Consider the following 21689-nt stretch of genomic DNA (forward strand, 5'->3'; position numbering starts at 1 on the left):
CCTCCTCCTCGACGGCTGGTCCCTCCCCACCCTCCTCCGCGAGCTCTTCACCCTCTACGCCCGCAACGGAGACGACACCGCGCTCCCCTCCCCCACTCCCTATCGCGACTACCTCACCTGGCTCACCGCCCAGGACCGGGACGCAGCCAGGAAGGCCTGGCGGGAAGCGCTGGCCGGCGTAGCGGAGCCCACGCTGCTGGCTCCGGCGGGCTCCACGGCCGGGGCGGCTTCGCAGTCAGCCGTGCTTTGCGAAGTGACAGAGCAGCTCTCCGAGGAGCTGACCGCAGCGCTCATGCTGTGGGCCCGCCGGCACGAGCTGACGCTCAACACCGTCGTTCAGGGAGTCTGGGGCGTCCTCCTGGGGCGCCTGCTCGACCGCCGCGACGTGGTCTTCGGCGCCACGGTCTCCGGCCGTCCCCCGGAGGTGGCCGGTGTCGGGGACATGGTGGGGCTGTTCATCAACACCTTGCCCGTACGGGTGCGCTGGGAGGAGTCCGAGTCGTGGGCGCAGGTGCTGACCCGGCTGCAAGGCGAGCAGTCGGCGCTGCTGGAGCACCAGCACCTGGGGCTGGCCGAGATCCAGCAGGCGGCCGGTGCGCGCACGCTGTTCGACACCACCACCGTCTTCGAAAGCTATCCGGTCGACGTGGGAGCGCTGGAGGAGCTGGAGGAGTCCGGCCGCGGGGTGCGGCTGGTGGACATCGAGACGGCCGACGGGACCCACTACCCGCTCAGCCTCGCCGTGATTCCCGGCCGCGGTCTGCGGTTGCGCTTGCAGTACCGGCCCGGCCTGGTGGAGCGGGAGGCGGCCGAGGGCATGGTGACGCGGCTGCGGCTGTTGCTTCAGGCGGCGGTCGCACGCCCCGGGCAACCCGTCGGGCACGCCGATCTGCTGACCGCCGGGGAGCGGCAGCGGCTCCTGCCCCGGCGCGGCGGCATCTCTGACGCAGCCTCGCGGGGCGCTCTGCTCCCCACGTTGCTCCCCGCATTGTTCGAGGCTCAGGCGCGGCGGACGCCCGCAGCCGTTGCCGTGCTGCACGACGGCCGCGAGGTCTCGTACGCGGAGCTGAACGCACGGGCGAACCGGCTCGCCCGCGTCCTCGTGCGCAGGGGTGCCGGTCCCGAGACGGTGGTCGCCGTGGCGCTGCCGCGGTCGGTGCACGCGGTGACCGGCCTGCTGGCCGTGCTGAAGGCGGGCGGCGTGTATCTGCCGGTGGATCCGGCGTACCCGGCGGAGCGGATCGCGTTCATGCTGGCCGACGCGCGGCCCTCGTCCGTCCTCTCCGATACCGCGACGGCACCGCTCCTGCCGGACCTGGGCGGCGTGCCGCCGGTGCTGGTGGACCGCCTCGGCCTGGATCAGATCGACCTGGATCAGGAGGACGCGGGCGACCTCACCGACGCGGACCGGCCGGCGCCGTTGTCACCGGATCATCCGGCGTACGTGATCTACACGTCGGGGTCGACGGGCCGCCCGAAGGGCGTCGTCATGCCCGGTGGCGCGGTGGCGAACCTGCTGGCGTGGCACGCCGCGGCGATGCCGGCCGGGCCCGGCACGCGCGTCGCCCAGTTCACCGCCATCAGCTTCGACGTGTCGGTCCAGGAGATCCTGTCAGCTCTGGTATCGGGCGCGTGCCTGGTGATTCCCCCCGATGAGGTACGCCGTGACGCGGCCGCCTTCGTGGCGTGGCTGCGCCGGCACGAGGCCGGGAAGCTGTTCGCACCGGCGCTGGTGATCGAGGCGCTGTGCGAGGCGGCTGCCGAGAGCGGGGAGGCGTTGCCGGCGCTGGCGGACGTGGCGCAGGCCGGTGAGGCGCTGCGGCTCAGCGAGCCCGTCCGGCGCTTCCACCGGGGCGTGCGGCGTCGCTTGCACAACCATTACGGGCCTGCCGAGACGCATGTGGTGACGACGTTCACGCTTCCGGAGCAGGAGGCGGAGTGGCCGGCGGCGGCGGCGCCGATCGGCCGGCCGATCCTCAACACGGCGGTGTATGTGCTGGACTCCGGGCTGCGGCCGGTGCCGCCGGGCGTGGTGGGTGAGCTGTACGTGGCCGGTGCGCAGCTGGCCCGTGGCTATCTGCGCCGCCCGGGGCTGACCGCGGGCCGGTTCGTCGCCGATCCGTACGGGGGCCCGGGTGCGCGGATGTACCGCACCGGGGACCTGGTGCGGTGGAGCTTCGCCGGGCAGCTGGAGTTCGCCGGCCGGGCGGACCGCCAGGTCAAGGTCCGCGGCTTCCGCATCGAGCCCGGCGAGGTCGAGGCGGCCCTCGCCCGGCACGAGGACGTCGGCCGGGCCGCCGTGCTGGCCAGGGAGGACCGGCCGGGCCAGGCGCGTCTGGTGGCCTACGTGGTGCCCGCGCCCGGGCGGCAGGGCGTGCGGGTTCCCGAGCTGCGCCGGCACCTGGCGGAGCTCCTGCCGGACTACATGCTTCCTGCCGCCGTCCTCGAACTCGGCGCCCTGCCGCTGACGCCCAACGGCAAGCTGGACCGCGACGCCCTGCCGGCGCCCGGGCCGAGCGCGCCGTCCGCCGGCGGGGCGCCCAGGAACGCCCGGGAGGAGGTCGTGGCCGGCCTGTTCGCCGAGGTGCTGGGCGTGCCGGCGGTGGGGGTCGACGACGACTTCTTCGCGCTGGGCGGGCACTCGCTCCTCGCCACCAGGCTGATCAACCGGGTGCGGTCGGCCTGCGGAACGGGCCTGCCGGTCCGCGCCCTCTTCGAGGCTCCCACCGTCGCCGGCCTGGCAGCGGCCGTCGAAGCCGCCGGGCGTCCCGCGGACGGCCCGGCGGACGGCACGGACTTCCGCGCGGAAGCGGTGCTCGATCCGGCGATCACGACCGAGGGCTGCCGGCCCGCGGACCCCCGGGTGCACGGTGCTCCCCGGCGCGTCCTGCTCACCGGTGCCACCGGGTTCCTCGGTTCCTTCCTCCTGCGCGAGCTGCTGGACCGCACGGCAGCCGACGTGTGGTGTCTGGTGCGGGCAGCGGACGACGAGGAGGCCGGGCAGCGGCTGCGTGCGGCCCTGACGGCCTACGGGCTGTGGGACGAGGCCCTGCGCGGGCGGATCGTCGCCGTGGCGGGTGACCTGGAGAAGCCGCTGCTCGGCCTGTCCGGGAAGCGGTTCGCCCAGCTCGCCGACCGCATCGAGGTCATCTACCACAACGGTGCGCGGGTGAACATCGTCGACGCGTACGCGCGGCTCAGGGCGGCCAACGTCCTGGGCACGCAGGAGGTCATACGGCTGGCGGCCACCACGCGGGTCAAACCGCTGCACTACATCTCCAGCTCCGCCGCGGCGGTGGGGCGCGACGCGACGCCGGACCTCGTCCGCGAGGACCACCGCGTCGGTCCCGGGGCCGTGGCGGCGAACGGCTACGTCGCCACCAAATGGGTGGCCGAGGAGCTGGTGCGCGCGGCCCGCGGGCGCGGCGTCCCCGCCGTGATCTACCGGCCGGGCCGGGTGAGCGGCCACACCGTCACGGGCGCGTGCACGACCGGGGACGCCCTGTGGACGATGGTCCGGGCGATCATCGAGTTGCGTGCCGCGCCCGACCGGACGGTGCGGGACGGGCTGCGGTTCGACGTGGACCTCGTGCCGGTCGACCACGTGGCCGCGACGGTCGTGCACCTCGGCCGGCAGCCGGAGTCGGAGGGCACGGTCTTTCACGTGACCAGTCCGCGGCCGCTGGGCTTCGACGCACTGATGGACTGCCTCCGGCGGCTCGGCTACGAGGTGGCGAGCCTGCCCTACGAGGAGTGGAAGCAGCTGCTCCTCGATGCCGCCGACCGGGACGGGCAGGCGGGGCCGCAGCCGTCCCCGCTCGCCGCGGCCGCGCTGCTGGCGCAGGGGCTGCGGGTGGGCGCGGCCAGCCCGCGCTACAGCCGCAGCAATACGGAACGCGCGCTGGCCGGCTCCGGCATCGCGTGTCCCGTCGTCGGCGACGAACTCGTCGCCAGGTACGTGGAGTACTTCGTCGCGTCGGGGTTCCTCCCGGCGCCCGTGCGGAAGGACAGGACATGACCAACCCCTTCGACGACGACAACGGGCGCTTCCACGTCCTCGTCAACGACGAGGGCCAGCACTCGCTGTGGCCGGTCTTCGCGGCCGTCCCCGACGGCTGGACCGTCGCCCTGGAGGACCGGGACCGGTCCGCCTGCCTGGAGTACGTGGAACAGCACTGGACCGACATGCGCCCCAAGAGCCTCATCGAGGCAATGAACACGCCGCCCGGGAAGGGCTCCGCCTGAGACAGGACGCGGGGTCTGAGACAGGACCGCGGGGTTCGCGGCCCTACCGCCCGCCGCCGCCCGGCGGGCGGTGGACCTCGCCCGTGCCCAGCCTGATCACGGCCCTGGGCCGCATGGGCTCCTCGCCGCGCCGGGAGAGCAGGACGACCTCCTCGACGACGGCCGGCATGCTGCCGAGCCGGGCCGCGCACTCGTCGGCCAGTCGCCGGGGGTCCTGCGTGCGGCCGAGGGAGAGGTGCGGGGTGAAGCTGTGGCCGCGCCCCCGGCACAGCGGGAACCGCGACCCCAGCTCCGCCTGGAGACGGGCCCACGGAGCCGCGCCCGCCGCGGCCGGGTCGAGCCACACCGTGGCGTAGTGCCGGTGCCGGAAGTACCGCACGCCGGACAGGCGCGCCGTGAAGGCCGGGCTCTCCGCCGCCGCGGCGGACAGCAGCGGCACGGCCCGCGCGAACTCCTCCTCCGGCACGAAGCCGAACAGCAGGTTCACGTGCGGCGGCCACCGCCGCACCTGCGGGTCGTGCTCCCAGCGGATGTCCTGGATCGCCGGCCAGAGCTCTTCCGGGGGCAGCCACGCCACCGCCGTCCTGGCCGTCGGCGCCACGCCGAGCGTGCCGTCCGGCCCGGCCTGCCCGCCGTGCACCCGGTTGCCGTCCACATCACCATCGTGCGGACCGCTGCCGGATTCCACGAGCCGGCGAGCCCGCCGGGCGGAGCCGGCCTCAGGCGCTGCGGTGCCGGCCTCAGGCGCTGATGACGATCGGAGAGCGTATCCGGCGGCCGTAAATGGCTGGCGCGCGCCGGGGACGCAGCGCCATCCTCCGGAGTGTCGGGGGCGACGCACCTTCAGGGGCGTGCTCCACCCGCCTGGAGAAGGAGTCGCGATGACCGTCGTCGAAGTCCGCACGCCGTCCGGAGCGCTGCGCGGCGGGCGGGAGGCCGGGGCGGCGGTCTTCCGCGGCATTCCGTTCGCCGAGCCGCCGGTGGGGCCGCTGCGGTTCGCGGAGCCGCGGCCCGTACGGAGGTGGGACGGAGTGCGGGAGGCCTTCTCGTTCGGGCCGCCGCCCCCGCAGGGCGGGCACTTCGGCATGGAGGCGCTGGCGCGGGAGACGGCCGGCGACGGCTGGCTGACGGTCAACGTCTGGTCGCCCGATCCGGGCCCGGGCGCCGGGCTGCCCGTGATGGTGTGGATCCAGGGCGGGGCCTACACGATCGGCATGTCCGCCCTCCCCGAGTACGACGGCGGGCGCCTGGCGCGCGAGGGCGGCGTCGTCGTGGTGACGTTCAACTACCGGGTGGGGATCGAGGGGTTCGGGCAGATCGAGAGGGCGCCCGCCAACCGGGGGCTGCTCGACCAGGTCGCCGCGCTGGAGTGGGTGCGCGACAACATCCGGGCCTTCGGCGGCGACCCGGGCCGCGTCACGGTGTTCGGCCAGTCGGCCGGTGCCGGATCGGTCGCCGCGCTCCTGGCGATGCCGCGGGCGGCGGGGCTGTTCGTCCGGGCCGTCGCGCAGAGCGTCCCGGGAACGTTCTTCTCGCCGGAGCTCGCCGCCGACATCACCGCCGCCTGCGCCGCCGAGCTGGGCCTGAAGGCCACGGTGGCCGGCCTGTCGCCGGTGGCCCCGGCCCGGCTGGCCGCCGCCGGCGACACGGTCGGCGCCGGCATGGACCGCCGGGCGGGGCGCTGGGGCCTCGCGGCCCACAGGTCCATCCCGTTCTCACCGGTCGTCGACGGTGACACCCTGCCCGCGACCCCGTGGCAGGCCCTCGCCGGCGGGGCCGGCCGGGGCGTCGCCCTTCTCACCGGCCACACCCGAGACGAACACCGGCTGTTCACCGCACTCGACGGTCTCCTCGGCCAGGTCACGCAGGAGCAGGCGGCAACCGCCCTGCGCCTCTTCGCCCCCGGCCCGGACGGCGCGCGCCGCTACCGCGACGGCCATCCGGCCGCGGGCCCGGAAGAACTGTACGAACGGGTCCACTCCGACTGGCTGTTCCGCATGCCGAGCCTCCATCTCGCCGCCGCCCAGTGCGCCGGCGGAGGCCGCGCCCACGTCTACGAGCTGACCTGGCCCGCCCCGGGCATGGGCGGTGTCCTCGGTGCCTGCCACGGCCTCGACGTGCCGCTCGTCTTCGGCAACCTGGACCGCGGCCAGCCCGCCGCGCTCATCGGCGAGGAGCCCTCCCCGGAGGCGGAGGCGCTCTCCGCCCGCATGCGCGCCGACTGGACGGCCTTCGCCGCGCACGGCGACCCCGGGTGGCCGGTGTACGACAGCGACCGGCGCCTCGTGCGGCTCTACGACGCCCGGCCCGCCGTCACCGCCTACCCGGAGGAAGCCTCCCGCCTGATCTGGCAGGAACATGCGTTCCCTGCCCTGCCGCTGACCGATCAGTAGCGCCGGCCGGCGACGGCGGGTGGTCGTGCGGCGTGTTCGCGCGGTGGAAGAGGTAGGAGCCGTACAGGACGCCGAGGATGACGAGGAGGCCGCCCCACAGTTCGTGGAAGGTGGGTGCCCGGCCCTCCCAGATCAGGTTGAACACCGCCCCGAAGACCGCCTCCATGCCGATCACCGGCCCCATGACCGTCGCCGGCAGCCGTTTGGAGGCGGCGTTCCAGAACCACGTCGCGCACCACGAGCCGAGGACGGCCAGCGCGGCGCACCACAGCAGGAACGGCACGAGCGTGCCGGTGTCCGCGAGGGGTGAGGGGCCGTCGCCGGACCGGGCGAGCGGGAGGAGGAACAGCGAGGCGCCGAACGCCCCGAGGCCGATGCAGGCCGTCCACGTGGCGTTGCCGGGGACCGGCCGGATCCGGGTGAGGACCATGCGGTTGACGATGACGAAGTAGGACCAGGCGACGCAGGCGAGGACGCCGAGGATCACACCGGCCGTCACGTCGCCGGCGTCCCCCGGCCGCCCGTGCGGCGCGCCGCCGTTGACCAGCAGCAGCCCCGCGGAGATCGCCGCGACGGGCAGCAGGAGCCTGCGCCACGGCAGGACCTTCTCGGTCGCGTTGGAGGCCAGGGTCACCAGCAGGGGGATCAGCCCGGTCAGGGTGGAAGCGAGCACTCCGCCGCCGGCCGCGGCGGACAGGGAGAGCAGCAGGTAGAAGCCGATGTATCCGACGATGCCCAGGTGCAGGGCCAGCAGCAGGTTGCGCATGCCGAGGCGGCGGAGCCCCCCGCGGCGCGCGGCGAGCACGGCCAGGGACATGACGCCGAAGACCGCGTACCGGCCCACCACGAGGTAGTAGACGTTCACGGGGGCGACGGCGGCCGGTCCGAGGAACGTGAAGCCCCACAGGGCCGTGGCCGTGAGGGCCGCGAGCAGGCCCACGACGTAGGTGCGGGGCACCCTGCCGGTCATGTGTGCACCTCTCCGCGGTCGTGACGGGTCGATCGGTCCAGCCTAGGCGGGGGCGGGCACGAGCACGATGCGGGTGCGCGTGCGGGCCTCGACGGCGGCGCGGCTGTAGGGCAGCGGGAAGGCCCGGTCGCGGGCCCAGTCCTCGTACAGGTCGGCCCAGTGCGCGCTGTCCGGGCGGCCGGACTGTCCGGGGGCGTTCATGGCGCGGGAGTTGTCCCAGTCCCCGACGTCGACCACGATGCGGAAGCTCGCTCCCTGGGTCTGGGTGAAGCCGGCGTCGTCGTATCCGGTGCTCAGCACCGTGTCCCCGCTGCCCGGCCGTTCACGGCGGGGCAGCCGGGTCCAGGGCCGGTCGAGGCGGGCGGCCAGCGGGTGGGCGGGCGCGGCGTGGTGCAGGGCTCCCCATCTCCAGCGGCTCATGTCCTCGCCCAGCAGGCCCCGAACCTCGCCCAGTGCGCTCTCCAGGGACGTGGTGAGGAGCCGGTCAAGGGCGGCGCGGTCGTCGCGCAGGGCGTGCAGCAGGCGGATGTCGGTGCGGACGTCGGCGCCCAGGACTTCGTCGGCGAGGAGCCTGTTCAGGGCGTCGTCGACCGCGCCGGGCGCAACGAGGCCGGAGAGGGCGTGGCGCAGGAGGGCGGGGCGGAGGTGACGGCGGGACCACACCTGGTAGAGGGCCGCCGCCGCGGAGCCGGCGGATTCGTCGCAGTCCCAGGAACGGAGCAGGGCGGCCGCGGCGGCGAGCCGGGGCGGCGGCCGGTAGCCGGCGAGGGGCGCGAGGACGTGCCGGGCCGAGGCGTTCACGGTGTCGCCCTGGAGCCGTACGCAGTCCTCGACCGTCATCGCCCGTGCCCCGGAGAGGACTTCGGCGATGCGGTCGTAGCGGAAGCGGTGGTCCCAGTCGAAGCCGATCGTGCTCTGCTCGTGGGGGAAGCCGTCCGGGAGGTTCATTTCGTTCGCGCTGGCGAACCAGCCCTGCGGGGGGTTGCGCAGGGCCGCCGCCGGGTCGGGGGGCCGGAGGCCGGCCCATTCGTAGCGGCCGTCGCCGGGGACGGGCAGCAGGCCGTCCCAGCCGGGCCGTACGGGCACGGCTCCGGCCGGGCGCCAGCCGATCGTGCCGTCGGGCGCGGCGTAGACCATGTTCTCGCCCGGAGCGCCCCAGTGGTCCAGGGCCTCGGCGAACGCGTCGGCGGTACGGGCCTGCAGGAGCCGCAGGCTGCCCAGGTACGGGGCCGCGCCGGGTGCCAGCCACGCGGCCCGTACGGCGAAGGCCGTGCGGCGCGCGGGATCTTCGTGGACGACCGGGCCGTGGCGGGTGAAGCGGAGTTCGGCCTCGACCGGGTCGCCGCCGGCCACGGGCACCTGTTCGCGGACGATCCGCATGGGCTCCCAGCGGCCGTCGTAGCGGTAGCGGGCGGGGTCGCCGGGGGCGGTCTCGTAGACGTACAGGTCCTCCTGGTCGATGGAGAAGATGGTCAGGCCGAAGGCGAGGTGGCCGTTGTGCCCGATGGACAGGCCCGGCAGGACGGGCTCGCCCGCGCCGATGGCGTCCAGGCCGGGGGCCGACAGGTGCACCAGGCGGCGCAGGGAGGGCAGGGTGATCGCCCGGTGCGGGTCGTTGGCGAGGCGGTAGACGTGCAGGACGTCGTCGGGGATGAGGGAGAGGTCGAGTCCCTCCGGCACGCGCACCTCGCGCGCCGGTTCCCGGACGCGGCGCAGGTCCTCCACCGCGGGCCCGTGGTCGCGCAGCGTCAGGGCGCGGGCGGTCTTCTGCTCGACGTTGCCGGCCAGGCCGTGGCTGCGGATGACGGCGATGTCCCGCGGCTCCCACAGGGACGGCCGGTGGCCCAGCTCGCGGAACTCGGCGGGGAGCAGTTCCGGCCGCGCCTCGCAGAGCCGGACGAAGGCGTTGATCCCTTCGGTGAAGGCGGTGGCCACGTGCTCGGCGTCCGGACCGTAGGCCTCCCACTCGGCGCGCATGTCGCCGCGGTACAGGAACAGGCGCGCCGCGCGGTCGCGGGCGGCGAACCGTTCGCCGAACGCCTCGGAGAGCAGGCCGAGCCCGCGCCGGCGCCACAGGTCGAGCTGGAACAGGCGCTCCCGGGCGGCGTCGAAGCCCTGTGCGCGGAAGACGTCGCCGCGGCTGCGTGCGTACAGGTGCGGGACGCCGTGGTCGTCGACCAGGATCTCCACCGGGGCCGTGAGGCCTGCGACCGGGTACGTCTCGTCCGGGTCCATGTGCTCCTCGTCCGGGTTCGCATACGAGGCGTGTTCGTGGGGGTCGTGCTCTTCGTGCTCGCGCTCTTCGTGCTCGCGCTCTTCTTGCTCGTGCTCGTCGTACTCCTCGGCCGTCGCCATGTCACCGACCGCCCGCCCCCGGCGTGGCCCCCGCGGGCCCGGCCTCCTCCGCCGCGCGCAGCTCCGCTCCGAGAGCCCGCACCTGGTCGATCAGGAAGTCGAAGTCGGTGACGTCGGTGCGGTGGTTGTTGTCGGCCACGCGGATGACGAACTTCCCGTCGAGGACCGTGTGGGAGGGCATGGCCAGGCCCTCGGTCTGCAACCGGTTGAGGATCCCCCGGTTGACGCGGTCGGCGGCCTCCGGGGCGGCTCCGGGCCACACGTACCGGAAGCAGGCCACGTTCAGCTCGCTGCGGGCGACGAGTTCGAGGTCCGCGGCGGCCTCGGCGCGCGCGGCCAGGTGAGCGACCTGGGCGATGTTCGCGGCGACGGCACCGGCGAACGCCTCGATGCCGTGAGTCTTGAGGGCGAACCACACCTTCAGTGCCCGGAACCGCCGGGACTGCTCGATGCCGCGGTCGGAGAAGGCGAGCGGGTAGGCCGCCGGTCCGCCCGCGGTGGTGCTGATGTAGTCGGCGCTGGAGCTGAACGCCGCCTCCAGCAGTCCCTCGTCCCGCGTGAGCACGCAGCTGACGTCGAACGGCATGTAGAGCCACTTGTGCAGGTCGCACACGAGCGAGTCGGCCTCGGTCATGCCGTCGAGGAGGGCGTGGTGGGAGGGCAGGAGCCGGGCGAACGCCCCGAACGCGCCGTCGACGTGGTACCAGAGGTCCTCCTCCCGGGCGATCTCCAGCAGGGTCCGGAGGGGGTCGACCGCGCCGGTGTTGACCGTCCCGGCGTTTCCGATCAGGCACAGGGGGTGCAGGCCCGCCTCCCGGTCGGCGCGGATCGCGGCGCGCAGCGCGCCGGTGTCGATCCGGTAGTCGCGGTCCACCGGGACCTTCCGGAAGAAGCGCCGGCCGATCCCGAGCAGTTCGACGGCCTTGTCGACGGAATGGTGCGTCTCCGCCGACCCGTAGACGGTGAACTGCGCTCCCGAGGCCACGGCCCCCTCGTCGCGGAACGCGGCGGGCCCCTTCGCCACCCGGGCGGCGGCCAGGGCCGTGACCTGTCCCATCGACGCGCCGCTCGTCAGCAGCCCGGAGCCGGCGGCGGGCCAGCCGAGCGCCTCCTTCAGCCACTCGATCACCTGCTGCTCGACCATCATCGCCGCGTTCCCGCCCGAGCCGAGCGTGCAGTTGATCACCGACGCGAGCAGGTCGCCGTAGGCAGCGACAGGGACGCCGGAGCCGTTGGCCCAGCCCCAGAAGCGCGGGTGGATGTTGCCGCGCGGGTACGGCAGGACCGTCGTGCGGAACTCGTCGTACACCTCGGCCATGGGCGTGCCCTTCGCCGGGAGGCCGGTGCGCAGCGATGCCTGGACGTCCTCGGGGACGGGCTGCCAGACGGGGCGCTCGCGGAGCCCGGCCAGGTGGTCGGCGATGTCGTCGACGATCCGCTTGCCCAGGGCCCGGAACTCCTCCCAGTCGGCCGGGTCCAGGCGGGGGCCGCTGTCCATGGCTTCGTTGTGCATGACGTCCTCTCCTCCGGGTCTGCGGGCCTGCCGTGCGTGTGCCCCGGCGGTTCAGGTGCGCGAGGCCAGCGGCTGCGGCGCACGCGCGGCGGGCATGCCGGCGCGGGCGGCCCGGCCGGTGAAGGCGGTGAAGCGCTCGGGGTGGTAGAGCCGGTGCATCGGGTGCTCCTCGCCGCGCAGGGTGGCCAGCACGGCGCGGGCGATCGCCGGCGCCTGGGCGAACCCCCCGGTGTTGTGGCCGCCGTTGACGACGAACAGGCCCCTTCCCGGGCCGGGCTCCGCGTGGTGCAGACCGAGCGAGGTCGCGGTCCAGGGGCGTATGCAGTACTTGAACGCGTAGTTCTCGCTGCTGCGGGACGAGGCGCGCAGGTTCGCCCGGCCGGGGAAGAGGCGTTCGATCGTGTCGGTGATGCCGCGCCGCATGGCGGCGAGCTGCCGTTCGTCGGGTGCGGTGCCGGTGCCCGTGTAGCCGTAGCCGGAGCCGACGATGAGGATCTCCTGGCCGTCGGCGTCCCGCCCGACCGTCACGTTCGCGTCCTCGGTCACGTGGCCGCGGCGGCCGACCTTGAGGGAGTTGCGCAGGCCCGTGGCGCTGTTGCTGATGCGGATCCAGCCGCCGAGCACGCCGTGGATCTTCCCCTCGCAGGGTGTGCCCTGCAGCAGTCCGCTCCCGTAGACGCCGGGCGAGGCGATGACGTGGGCGTCCGGGGGCAGCGGGACGGGGCAGTCGAAGCCGGTGAGGGCCCCCGAAGGGTCGCGCCACGCGCCCCTCACGGCGGTGTTCCAGTGGAAGCGGACGCCCTGTCCGGTCAGCCACGCGACGGCCCTGGCGGTGAACTTATGCACGTTGACGGTGAAGCCGGGGACGAAGAAGCCCCCGGCCAGGTGTCCGTTGCGCAACGGCCCGGCGAGCGCGGCGCAGTCGCGTGCGGCTCCGTCCGGGGTGAGCTCGCGCAGGACGGCGCCGATGGCGCGGTGCCGGGCCAGCGCGGCCTCCAGGTGGCCGGGGTCCTCGTACACCCGGAGGATGTCGTCGGCCGGCACGACGTCCTCGAAGAGCCGGGGCCGGTGGTGGCGCAGGCGGGCCCACTCGCGGCCGGCCTCGGCGGTCAGGGCGAAGATGTCCTCGTTGAAGGACCGGGCCAGCCAGGAGGGGACGCGCTCGAACTCCTCGATCCAGGCGTGCTCTTCCGGGGACAGGCTCCAGGCGTCGCGGGCCAGCCAGCCGTTCTCCTCGACGGTCCGGCGGAACCAGCCGGGCGGGCCGCCGTGGAAGTCCTGGTTGTTGTAGTTGTCCATCTCGGTGAAGGTGAACATCCGCGCGTCGTCGCCGGCGTGCGTGCAGCCGTACGCCTCCCACGCGGCACCGCCCGGCGCCGGGGACCGGTCGAGGACGGTCACCTCGTACCCGGCCTCGGTCAGGTACAGCGCCGTGACCAGGTTGACGATGCCCGCGCCGATCAGGACGGCCTCGCGCGGCCCCTCGCCGGGGCCGGGCGGCGGGGCGGCGCCGGTGAGCGGGCGCGAGAGGGCGAAGTGCCGCTCGCAGCGGGCCAGGGCGGCGGCGACGGCCCCCAGGTCGCCGCCGGCGCCGGGAGGCGCGGCGGGTACGCACGCGAGGAAGACCGGGCCGCGGGTGCCGGCCCGGCGCCGCAGGGCCGCCTCGTCCGGGGGCCGCGACGTGACGAGGGCACCGGCCCCGTGCCGGTCGAGGGCGGCGAGCACCTCCTCGGTGGGGGCGCTGTCCAGTGCGGGGTCGTGAACGATGTTGCCGGAGCGCAGGAAGTCGGATGTCCCCAGGCCGGCGTTCGGGAGAGTGAGCAGAATCTTCATCTCGCTGGGAGTCCTGTTCTGGCCGTCCGGCCGGCTGTCGCTGTCGCTGTCGGGGTGCGGTGGTCCTGTCGTCGCTGGTGCCGGACTGCCGGGCTGAGGGAACGGAGGGGGTTCGCAGCCCCGTGCAGGCTTCGTACGCGCCGCGTCCGGGCGGTGGAGCGCACGGCGTGGGTGAGGTGAGCGGGCGGCCGTGTGGTGCGGAGGCCGGGCGCCCGTACGGCCGGGGAGGGCCGTATCAGCAGCGTCCGGTGCCGAACGGCAGCGGCTCGCGCCGCATCCGCAGCCGGGCACCGCCCGCTCCGTCGATGGCGATGCCGGTGCCGGTCCAGCCGTCGCGGAAGGCGCGCTCCAGCGCCTCGGTGGCCGAGCAGGCCACGGTCAGCTCCGGCTGCTCCCCGGCCGTGACCGGCCATGCACCGGGGGTCGGCCGGTGGAGCAGGAACCGCAGCCGTCCGCCGAACTTCCGGACGAGACCGATCGGCCGGAAGCCGGCCTGCAGCAGGGTGCGCACGGCGTACGGATTGGCCGGCGCGCTGGTGGCGAACAGATGGCGGATGTCCGTGCGGGCGACGTCGGCCAGGGCGCGGGTGTTCATCAGCCGTGCCAGTCCGTGGCCACGCCAGCCGGGCAGGACGGCGACGGTGTCCCAGTGCCCCACGCGGTGGTATTCGGACGGAGGCAGGGACGTGTCCTTGGCCAGGTTGAAGTCGCGGTCGCGGGGAAAGTAGACCATCCGGTAGGCGACGGTCTCGCCGCCGTGCTCCACGGCGTAGCACCGTCCGCCGCCGGCGAGGCAGTAGGCGATGAACTCGGGTGTGCTGGTCTTGAAGACGGACGGGTCCGGCAGGGCCTCGTGCACCCGCTCCTGGAGGCCGAGCAGCAGCCCGAGGTCGCCGGGGCCGAGGCGGCGGACCTCGAACGTCATCGCGGTCGCCGGTCCGGTCGTCGATCCGGTCGCCTTGCCGGTCTGCTGCTGCTCACCGGTACGCTCACCGGTCTGTTCTCCGGTCCGGTTGCCGGGCCGGTTGCCCGGTGCCGGCTTCATGACGCTCCCGCCGCGGCGACGAACGCGGCGATCAGCGGGTCGGTGCGCTCGCCGGAGCCGTCGGCGGGCCCGTCGTCCGCGGGCAGCTCGGGGTGCCACAGGACGCCGACCGCCCAGGCGTCCCCTTCGCGCTCGATCGCCTCGGCGAGGGAGTCGTCGGCGCGGGCCGTCACCCGCCACCGGATGCCGCCCGGGGTCTGCTCGCCCAGGCCCTGGTGATGGTACGAGGTCACCTTCAGCGTCCGCGCCCCGCCCGCCTCGTGGCGTATCCCGCCGTCCGCTTCCGCGTACGCGCGGGCGACCTTGCTGCCCTCGGCGAGGGTGACGGAGTGCCGGGAGGTCTCCGTGAGGGAGATCCGGTGCGCGACATGGCCGCCGGTGACATCCGGGATGTGACCGATCAGCGGATTGCCGGTGACGGTGTAAAGCACCTGCGCGCCGCGGCAGATGCCGAGCGTGGGCATGCCCGCTTCGAGGGCCGATCCGGCCAGCCGCGTCTCGAAGGCGTCCCGCCGGGGGTGATAGGTGTACCCGGGCTGCCGGACCGTACCTCGGCAATGGGCGGGATCCATGTCCTCGCCGCCGGTGAGCAGCAGGCCGTCGAGCAGGGAGAGGTACGACGCGCACAGGTCCCCGTCGGCGTCCGTGCAGGGGATGACGAGCGGCAGGCCGCCGGCCCGCGTCACCTGCTCGACATATCCCTCATGAATGCTGTGACTTCGCATCGCCTGACGAAATCGCGAGGTGACCCCTATCCGAGGCCTCACGGCTGAGCGCATCACCCGACTCCCCCTGAAAAAAGCACACGCACACGACGGCACAGGACGGCTTACGAAGAGCGGTGTTTCAGTGGCTGGTCGCGGAGTCCTCGCCGGCCGGCTGCCGGGGAAAAGGCCCGCCCGGTAAAGGACTTGCCGTGCGACGACTTCACGGACGACCGGTCGGCACCGTAACCGAACACCGACGGAACACGCAAGATCAGGATTTCGGATATGAGATGTATCCACCGCTAAATACCTCTTCCCAGCGGTTCGCCGTACAGAAAGCGAAATGCCGCGACAAGCGGTCGGGAACGGCCACGATTCCTAGCCGGTCCGAGTTCGTTGACAAGCCCTCAAATCCGTCGGCATCATGGTCCGCGTTCAGCGATCAGGGGGCTCGTACGCGATCGCACCAGCCGGCCCGGACACCAGGGACATGGTCGGCCGCTCCTCCCTCACCGGTCCACCGGTTTTTCCGCGCACTGCACGCCGGTGCGGCCACCGGTGCCTGACCCCGCGCGGAGCAGCGCTTTCGCTCCGGCCCCGCCCACACAGGCCGAAGCATTGCCCCGCGGCAATGTCCTCACGGGAGAGGCACTGAAACGTGGCCAGTCGCTCCGTCCGCACGCCCAAAGACCTCGTGGCCGCCAAACTGGCCGATGAATCCGATCTTCCGGCGATCGCCGGCGTCGCCGAGCGCTATGCCGTGAGCATCACGCCGGCGATGCAGGACCGTATCTTCGCGGTCGACGACCCGGTGGGGCGGCAGTTCGTGCCCACCGGGCAGGAACTGCTCACCACCCCCGAGGAGAGCGACGACCCGATCGGCGACGATCCCTTCACGCCCGTGAAGGGCATCACCCACCGCTATCCCGACCGGGTGCTCCTCAAGCCCGTGCACGTGTGCCCGGTCTACTGCCGTTTCTGCTTCCGCCGTGAAGTCGTCGGCCCCGGCGACCGCATGCTCCGGGGTGAAGAACTGGAAGCGGCCCTGGACTACATCCGGGGGCGTCCCGGGATATGGGAGGTCATCTTCACCGGAGGCGACCCTTTCATCATCGCGCCGTCCAAGCTGCGCCCCATGCTGGAGGCGCTGGACGCGATCGAGCACGTGAAGGTGATCCGCTTCCACACGCGGATCCCCGTGGTGGATCCCGGCAGGGTGACGCAGGACCTGGCCGAGGCGCTCCGCCTCGGCACACCGGTGTGGGTCGTCGTCCACACCAACCACAGCCAGGAGATAGGCGACGAGGCGCGCGGGGCGCTGGCCCGCCTCGTGGACGCGGGCATCCCGCTCGTCAGCCAGACGGTGCTGCTCAAGGGCGTGAACGACACCCCCGAGGCGCTGGAGGACCTCTTCCGCACCCTCGTCGTGAACCGCGTCAAGCCCTACTACCTGCACCAGGGCGACCTGGCGAAGGGCACCGGGCACTTCCGGACCACGATCGGCGAGGGCCGGGAGCTGATGCGCGGCCTGCGCGGCCGGGTCTCGGGGATGTGCCAGCCCACGTACGTCCTCGACATCCCCGGCGGGCACGGGAAGGTGCCGATCGGACCGGTCTACCTGACGGACGACGCCACGCGCGTCACCGACCCGTGGGGCAAGGAGCACGCCTATCCCCCGGCGGCTCCCGGTGCGCCGGAAGCCGCCGCACCGAAGGCGCCCGCCGGGAAGGACCGGGCGGGCAGATGACGCACGAGCGGCCGAGCCGGACCATCCTGTCGAACCTCAACAGCGACACCATGGCCGACGACCCCACGGACCGCTACCTGCGGGCCATGGCCGTTCCCACCGCGCGCATGCTGTGGGAGGCCGAACCGGGCGACTGCGTCGTCATGCTGGCGCCCTGTCCCCCGGAGTTCCGCGACTACGTGGCGCGCACCGTCGCGCTCGACGTCGGGGCGGTGGACATCGTGGCTCCGCCGGACACCGCCACCGCCCACCCGCTCGACGTCGCAGCCGCGCTCGGCGCCACCGGGCTGCTCACGCGGCGGCCCGTCCTCGACCCGTTCGCCCTGGACCGCCCGGTCCTCGACTTCGCCCGCCGCACCGGCATGCGGCTGCACCCCTATACCACCCACCCGGACGACGCGGTCCTGAACCTCGTCCGCCGCGTCAACACCAAGAGCGGCATCCGGGAGACGGCGGCCTCCCTGGGGCTGCCGGTCGCCGACGGAGGGTTCGCCGCGACCCGCCCCGAGCTGGTCCGGCGGCTCGTCGCGTTCCTCGCCGACCGCCCCGCCGCCATCGTCAAACCCGACCGGTCCTCGACCGGGTTCGGGAACACGGTCATCGAGGCCGGGGCCCGGGAGTCGCGCGAAGCCCGGGTCGGCGAGGCCGTCGCCGGCCTGCCCGGCCGGGGCCGCGGCTGGGTGTACGAGGAGTTCCTGCCGCTCACGGCCTCCCCGAGCATGGAGATGACCGTCGAGGACGCCGGCGTCGCCCCGTACTACAGCTGCGACCAGCGGACGGTGAACAACGCCTGGACCGGCATGGTCACCCCGGCCGCCGAGGGCCCGCACTCGGCGGCCATGCTGGAGGCCGCCACGGTCCTCGGCCGGTGGCTGCACGCCCACGGCTACCGCGGCATCTTCGACGTCGACTGCGGCACCTACGACGGCGGGTACGTGATCACCGAGGCCAACGTGCGGACCACGGGCGGCACTTACCTGGAGAAGCTGGCCCGGCGGCTGCGGCCGGGGGACGGCCCGGTGCACTGGCGCGCCGACGGCCGGTTCAGCAAGGATCACCTCGGCTTCCGCGAGGCCGTGCGCCGCGTCGAGGCCGCGGGGCTCGGCGGCACCTCCGCCGACGTACGGGCGGTCCTGACGACGGACACCCGCGCCGTCGACGGCAAGTGGCGCTACCTCGTGGCCGGGCGGGACGCCGGGGTCGTCGCGGAGGCGGAGCGGACGGTGGAAGAAGCGCTGGGCATCTGAGCCCGGCCGCCGTCCGGCGTCCGCCCGTCCTCAGTCCACTCGTCCTCAGTCCTTCCGTCCTCCCTTGTCACGACAGAGCGAAGGGATCACATGCACCACGTGCACCCGATACGGACCGGCCCGGCGGCCGGATGAGCGGCGTCATCACGCGCCAGCAGCGGGGGCTGCTCCCCCTGCTGGTCGCCTCCGTCCTCTGGGGCGTCTGGACCACCGGCGAGAAGTACTCGCTGTCGGGACTGTCCGTCGTCACCCTGCTCACCATCACCCTCGCGGCCTCCGCCGCACTCCTGTGGGCCATCCTCCTGTGGAAGGGGCACGAGCGGCCGAGCGGGAAGCAGCTGCGCCTGCTGGCGCTGCTCGGCCTGTTCGAACCGATGCTGGGGTACGGGGCCATCGGCCTGGGCCTGGCCTACATCGACGCCGCCGAGGCCGCCCTGCTCGACGGCACGGAAGCGGTCTTCATCGTCGCACTGGCGGCGTTCGTCAACCGGCGGCTCCCCACCGGCCGCGCCGTCGCCGGCGTCGTCCTGGCCGCCGCGGGGGTCGCCCTGCTGGGCGGCCCGAGGGCGGACCTCGGGCTCTCCGCCGGCTCGCTCCTGGTGCTCGCCGGCTCGCTGGCGGCGGCCGTCGCCACGATGATCGCGGGCCGGGTCGTCCTGGACCTGGACCCGCTCGTCGTGACCGCCTACCAGTTCGGCTTCGGCCTGCTGTTCATGCTGCCGCTGCTGGCCTGGCAGTGGGGCACGGACGCCGCCGCCCTGACCGCCGGCGTCCACGCCGGCCACTGGGCGGTGGCGGTGATCGTCTGCGGCGGCGGCCTCGGCGTGGCGTACCTGCTGTACAACCACGCGATCACCCGGCTGTCCGTGAGCGCGGCGGGCGTCATCCTCAACATCATCCCGGTGTTCGGGGTGGCGGCCGCGATCGTCTTCCTCGGGGAGAGCATCAACCTCTGGCAGTTCATCGGAGCCGCCCTGATCGTGGGCGGCATCTTCCTGTTCTCCGAAGCCGACTTGGACGAATGAGCGACGGACGGGAGGGACGGCCTCCGGCGGCGCGCCGGCCGCCCTCGCCGCCGGCGCGGTCCCCCGTCCGCGGCCCTGTGCGCAGCGGGGGCGCGGCGCCGCCGACGCGCGGCACCCGTGCGATGTCAGACCCGTGCCCGAAGATGATGGGGACCGGTTGGGCAGCGCCGGCTGAGGCCCCGGACCGCGAGTGCGGCGCGCGAGGATGGAGAGACGATGAGCAAGGTCACGAAGAAGACGAGCGCGCAGTCGCGTGCGCCGCACGCTGCCGACAGCCACGATCTGATCCGCGTGCACGGCGCGCGCGAGAACAACCTCAAGGACGTCAGCATCGAGCTCCCCAAGCGCCGGCTGACGGTGTTCACGGGCGTCTCCGGCTCGGGCAAGAGCTCCCTGGTGTTCGACACGATCGCCGCCGAGTCGCAGCGGCTGATCAACGAGACGTACAGCGCCTTCGTCCAGGGCTTCATGCCCGCGCAGGCCCGGCCCGAGGTCGACGTGCTCGACGGTCTGACGACCGCGATCAGCGTGGACCAGAGCCGGATGGGCGCCGACCCCCGCTCCACGGTCGGCACCGCCACCGACGCCAACGCGATGCTGCGCATCCTCTTCAGCCGGCTCGGCAAGCCGCACATCGGCCCGCCCAGCGCGTACGCCTTTAACGTCCCCTCGGTCCACGCGGCCGGCGCGATCACCGTGGAGCGCGGCGCCAAGAAGGCCGAGAAGGTGACCTTCAAGCGCACCGGCGGCATGTGCCCGCGCTGCGAGGGCCGGGGCTCGGTCTCCGACCTCGACCTGTCGCAGCTGTACGACGACAGCAAGTCGATCAACGAGGGCGCGTTCACGATCCCCGGCTACACCGGGGGCGGCTGGAACTCCCGGCTCTACGCCGAGTCGGGCTTCTTCGACCCGGACAAGCCGATCCGCAGGTTCACCAAGAAGGAGCTCCACGACCTGCTGCACCGCGAGCCGACCAGGATGAAGATCGCGGGCATCAACATGACCTACGAGGGGCTGATCCCGCGGGTGCGGAAGTCGATGCTCGCCAAGGACAAGGAGGCGATGCAGCCGCACGTCCGGGCGTTCGTGGAGCGGGCGGTCACCTTCACCACCTGTCCCGAGTGCGACGGCACCCGGCTCGCCGAGGGGGCACGCTCCTCGAAGATCAAGCGGAAGAGCATCGCGGACGCCTGTGCGATGGAGATCAGGGACCTCGCCGAGTGGGTCCGCGGCATCAAGGAACCGTCGGTCGCGCCGCTGGTCGCCGCGCTGCAGCACACCCTCGACTCGTTCGTGGAGATCGGCCTGGGCTACCTCTCGCTCGACCGGCCGGCGGGCACCCTCTCCGGCGGCGAGGCGCAGCGCGTCAAGATGATCCGCCACCTCGGCTCCTCGCTCACCGATGTCACGTACGTCTTCGACGAGCCGACCTCGGGCCTGCACCCCCACGACATCCAGCGGATGAACGACCTGCTGCTGCGGCTGCGGGACAAGGGCAACACGGTGCTCGTCGTGGAGCACAAGCCGGAGATGATCGCGATCGCCGACCACGTCGTCGACCTCGGCCCGGGTGCGGGCAGCGCGGGCGGCACCGTCTGCTACGAGGGTCCCCTCGACGGGCTGCGGGCCGCCGGCACCGTCACCGGCCGCCACCTCGACGACCGGGCCTCGGTCAAGGAGTCGGTGCGCACGCCCACCGGCAAGCTGCCCGTCCGCGGCGCGACGGCGAACAACCTGCGGAAGGTCGACGTCGACATCCCGCTCGGGGTGCTCACCGTGATCACGGGCGTCGCCGGTTCCGGCAAGAGCTCACTGGTGCACGGCTCGATCCCCGCCGAGGCGGGGGTCGTCTCGGTCGACCAGAGCCCGATCAAGGGTTCGCGGCGGTCCAACCCGGCGACGTACACCGGGCTGCTCGACCCGGTCCGCAAGGCCTTCGCCAAGGCCAACGGCGTGAAGCCCGCGCTGTTCAGCGCCAACTCCGAGGGCGCCTGCCCCACGTGCAACGGCGCGGGCGTCGTCTACACCGACCTGGGCATGATGGCCGGCGTCTCCTCCACCTGCGAGGACTGCGAGGGCAAGCGGTTCGACGCGTCGGTCCTCGACTACCGCCTCGGCGGCCGCGACATCAGCGAGGTGCTCGCCATGCCGGTGGCCGAGGCCGCGGAGTTCTTCGGCACCGGGGAGGCGCGCACGCCGGCCGCGCACAAGATCCTGGAGCGGCTCGTCGACGTGGGGCTCGGCTACCTGACCATCGGCCAGCCGCTCACCACGCTGTCCGGCGGCGAGCGGCAGCGGCTCAAGCTGGCCACCCACATGGCCGACAAGGGCGGCGTCTACGTCCTGGACGAGCCGACCACGGGCCTCCACCTCGCCGACGTGGAGCAGCTCCTCGGCCTGCTCGACCGGCTCGTGGACTCCGGCAAGTCGGTCATCGTCGTCGAGCACCACCAGGCTGTCATGGCGCACGCCGACTGGATCATCGACCTCGGCCCGGGCGCCGGCCACGACGGCGGCACGATCGTCTTCGAGGGCACCCCCGCCGATCTCGTCGCCGCCCGCTCCACCCTGACGGGCGAGCACCTCGCGGCGTACGTAGGCGGCTGACA

The 21689-nt window shown here is 73.4% G+C and carries 14 protein-coding genes; 7 read left to right on the top strand and 7 right to left on the bottom strand.

Translation table 11 applies throughout. The annotated features are described in order from the left end of the window. On the top strand, positions 1-4018 hold a 4018-nt coding region (locus ACSNOH_RS08500; protein WP_436720605.1), incomplete at its 5' end, for an amino acid adenylation domain-containing protein. Then, entirely contained in the window at positions 4015-4245 is a 231-nt protein-coding gene (locus ACSNOH_RS08505; protein WP_436720606.1) for an MbtH family protein, read from the top strand. The genes ACSNOH_RS08500 and ACSNOH_RS08505, both read left to right, overlap by 4 nt. A gap of 43 nt (positions 4246-4288) precedes the next feature. On the opposite strand, the gene ACSNOH_RS08510 is transcribed toward ACSNOH_RS08505, so the two are convergent. Further along, the gene (locus ACSNOH_RS08510) at positions 4289-4900 is read right to left on the bottom strand and encodes a 2'-5' RNA ligase family protein (RefSeq protein ID WP_436720607.1); all 612 of its coding nucleotides are present in this window, start codon (positions 4898-4900) and stop codon (positions 4289-4291) included. A gap of 226 nt (positions 4901-5126) precedes the next feature. Here ACSNOH_RS08510 and ACSNOH_RS08515 point away from each other — a divergent pair, with 226 nt between their 5' ends. Continuing rightward, positions 5127-6638 (top strand): carboxylesterase/lipase family protein, encoded by a 1512-nt coding sequence (locus ACSNOH_RS08515; protein ID WP_436720608.1) that lies wholly within the window; start codon positions 5127-5129, stop codon positions 6636-6638. Here the strand turns inward: ACSNOH_RS08515 and ACSNOH_RS08520 are convergent. From ACSNOH_RS08520 to ACSNOH_RS08545, 6 genes are all read right to left on the bottom strand, one after another. Next, the gene (locus tag ACSNOH_RS08520; protein WP_436720609.1) at positions 6559-7608 is read right to left on the bottom strand and encodes a DMT family transporter; all 1050 of its coding nucleotides are present in this window, start codon (positions 7606-7608) and stop codon (positions 6559-6561) included. The two genes, ACSNOH_RS08515 and ACSNOH_RS08520, sit on opposite strands and share 80 nt — an antisense overlap. Positions 7609-7650: 42 nt before the next feature. Then, positions 7651-9963 (bottom strand): penicillin acylase family protein, encoded by a 2313-nt coding sequence (locus ACSNOH_RS08525; RefSeq protein WP_436720610.1) that lies wholly within the window; start codon positions 9961-9963, stop codon positions 7651-7653. A 1-nt stretch (position 9964) separates the two neighbouring features. Continuing rightward, on the bottom strand, positions 9965-11476 hold the full coding sequence (locus ACSNOH_RS08530) for a pyridoxal phosphate-dependent decarboxylase family protein (protein ID WP_436720611.1): 1512 nt from the start codon (positions 11474-11476) through the stop codon (positions 9965-9967). A gap of 51 nt (positions 11477-11527) precedes the next feature. Beyond that, complete coding sequence (locus ACSNOH_RS08535; protein WP_436720612.1) at positions 11528-13309, bottom strand: NAD(P)/FAD-dependent oxidoreductase; 1782 nt, start codon at positions 13307-13309, stop codon at positions 11528-11530. Between the two features lie 235 nt (positions 13310-13544). Beyond that, positions 13545-14354 (bottom strand): GNAT family N-acetyltransferase, encoded by an 810-nt coding sequence (locus tag ACSNOH_RS08540; RefSeq protein ID WP_436720613.1) that lies wholly within the window; start codon positions 14352-14354, stop codon positions 13545-13547. Continuing rightward, positions 14351-15079 carry a gamma-glutamyl-gamma-aminobutyrate hydrolase family protein gene (locus tag ACSNOH_RS08545; protein ID WP_436720614.1) on the bottom strand — a complete coding sequence of 243 codons (729 nt, stop codon included), beginning with the start codon at positions 15077-15079 and terminating at the stop codon, positions 14351-14353. The genes ACSNOH_RS08540 and ACSNOH_RS08545 overlap by 4 nt, the downstream gene beginning before the upstream one ends. Positions 15080-15719: 640 nt before the next feature. Here ACSNOH_RS08545 and ACSNOH_RS08550 point away from each other — a divergent pair. The 4 genes from ACSNOH_RS08550 to ACSNOH_RS08565 all read left to right on the top strand — a co-directional run bounded on the left by ACSNOH_RS08550 (position 15720) and on the right by ACSNOH_RS08565 (position 21687). Then, on the top strand, positions 15720-16808 hold the full coding sequence (locus tag ACSNOH_RS08550; RefSeq protein WP_436720615.1) for a lysine-2,3-aminomutase-like protein: 1089 nt from the start codon (positions 15720-15722) through the stop codon (positions 16806-16808). After that, the gene (locus ACSNOH_RS08555; protein WP_436720616.1) at positions 16805-18055 is read left to right on the top strand and encodes a hypothetical protein; all 1251 of its coding nucleotides are present in this window, start codon (positions 16805-16807) and stop codon (positions 18053-18055) included. The genes ACSNOH_RS08550 and ACSNOH_RS08555 overlap by 4 nt, the downstream gene beginning before the upstream one ends. A gap of 131 nt (positions 18056-18186) precedes the next feature. After that, a complete protein-coding gene (locus ACSNOH_RS08560) occupies positions 18187-19080 on the top strand; it encodes a DMT family transporter (RefSeq protein ID WP_436720617.1) in 894 nt (297 codons plus the stop codon). A 216-nt stretch (positions 19081-19296) separates the two neighbouring features. Then, positions 19297-21687, top strand: coding sequence for an ATP-binding cassette domain-containing protein (locus tag ACSNOH_RS08565; protein WP_436720618.1), 2391 nt, complete (start codon positions 19297-19299; stop codon positions 21685-21687). Positions 21688-21689 lie beyond the last annotated feature (2 nt).

This window comes from Streptomyces sp. URMC 127 (assembly GCF_051386535.1).
Classification (GTDB): Bacteria; Actinomycetota; Actinomycetes; order Streptomycetales; family Streptomycetaceae; genus Streptomyces.

Bases quoted from the DNA above. Each gene is read 5' to 3' on its own strand.
- ACSNOH_RS08505 (WP_436720606.1), top strand. From the start codon at position 4,015: ATGACCAACCCCTTCGACGACGACAACGGGCGCTTCCACGTCCTCGTC.
- ACSNOH_RS08515 (WP_436720608.1), top strand. From the start codon at position 5,127: ATGACCGTCGTCGAAGTCCGCACGCCGTCCGGAGCGCTGCGCGGCGGG.
- ACSNOH_RS08520 (WP_436720609.1), bottom strand. From the start codon at position 7,608: ATGACCGGCAGGGTGCCCCGCACCTACGTCGTGGGCCTGCTCGCGGCC.
- ACSNOH_RS08525 (WP_436720610.1), bottom strand. From the start codon at position 9,963: ATGGCGACGGCCGAGGAGTACGACGAGCACGAGCAAGAAGAGCGCGAG.
- ACSNOH_RS08530 (WP_436720611.1), bottom strand. From the start codon at position 11,476: ATGCACAACGAAGCCATGGACAGCGGCCCCCGCCTGGACCCGGCCGAC.
- ACSNOH_RS08535 (WP_436720612.1), bottom strand. From the start codon at position 13,309: ATGAAGATTCTGCTCACTCTCCCGAACGCCGGCCTGGGGACATCCGAC.
- ACSNOH_RS08540 (WP_436720613.1), bottom strand. From the start codon at position 14,354: ATGAAGCCGGCACCGGGCAACCGGCCCGGCAACCGGACCGGAGAACAG.
- ACSNOH_RS08545 (WP_436720614.1), bottom strand. From the start codon at position 15,079: ATGCGAAGTCACAGCATTCATGAGGGATATGTCGAGCAGGTGACGCGG.
- ACSNOH_RS08555 (WP_436720616.1), top strand. From the start codon at position 16,805: ATGACGCACGAGCGGCCGAGCCGGACCATCCTGTCGAACCTCAACAGC.
- ACSNOH_RS08560 (WP_436720617.1), top strand. From the start codon at position 18,187: ATGAGCGGCGTCATCACGCGCCAGCAGCGGGGGCTGCTCCCCCTGCTG.
- ACSNOH_RS08565 (WP_436720618.1), top strand. From the start codon at position 19,297: ATGAGCAAGGTCACGAAGAAGACGAGCGCGCAGTCGCGTGCGCCGCAC.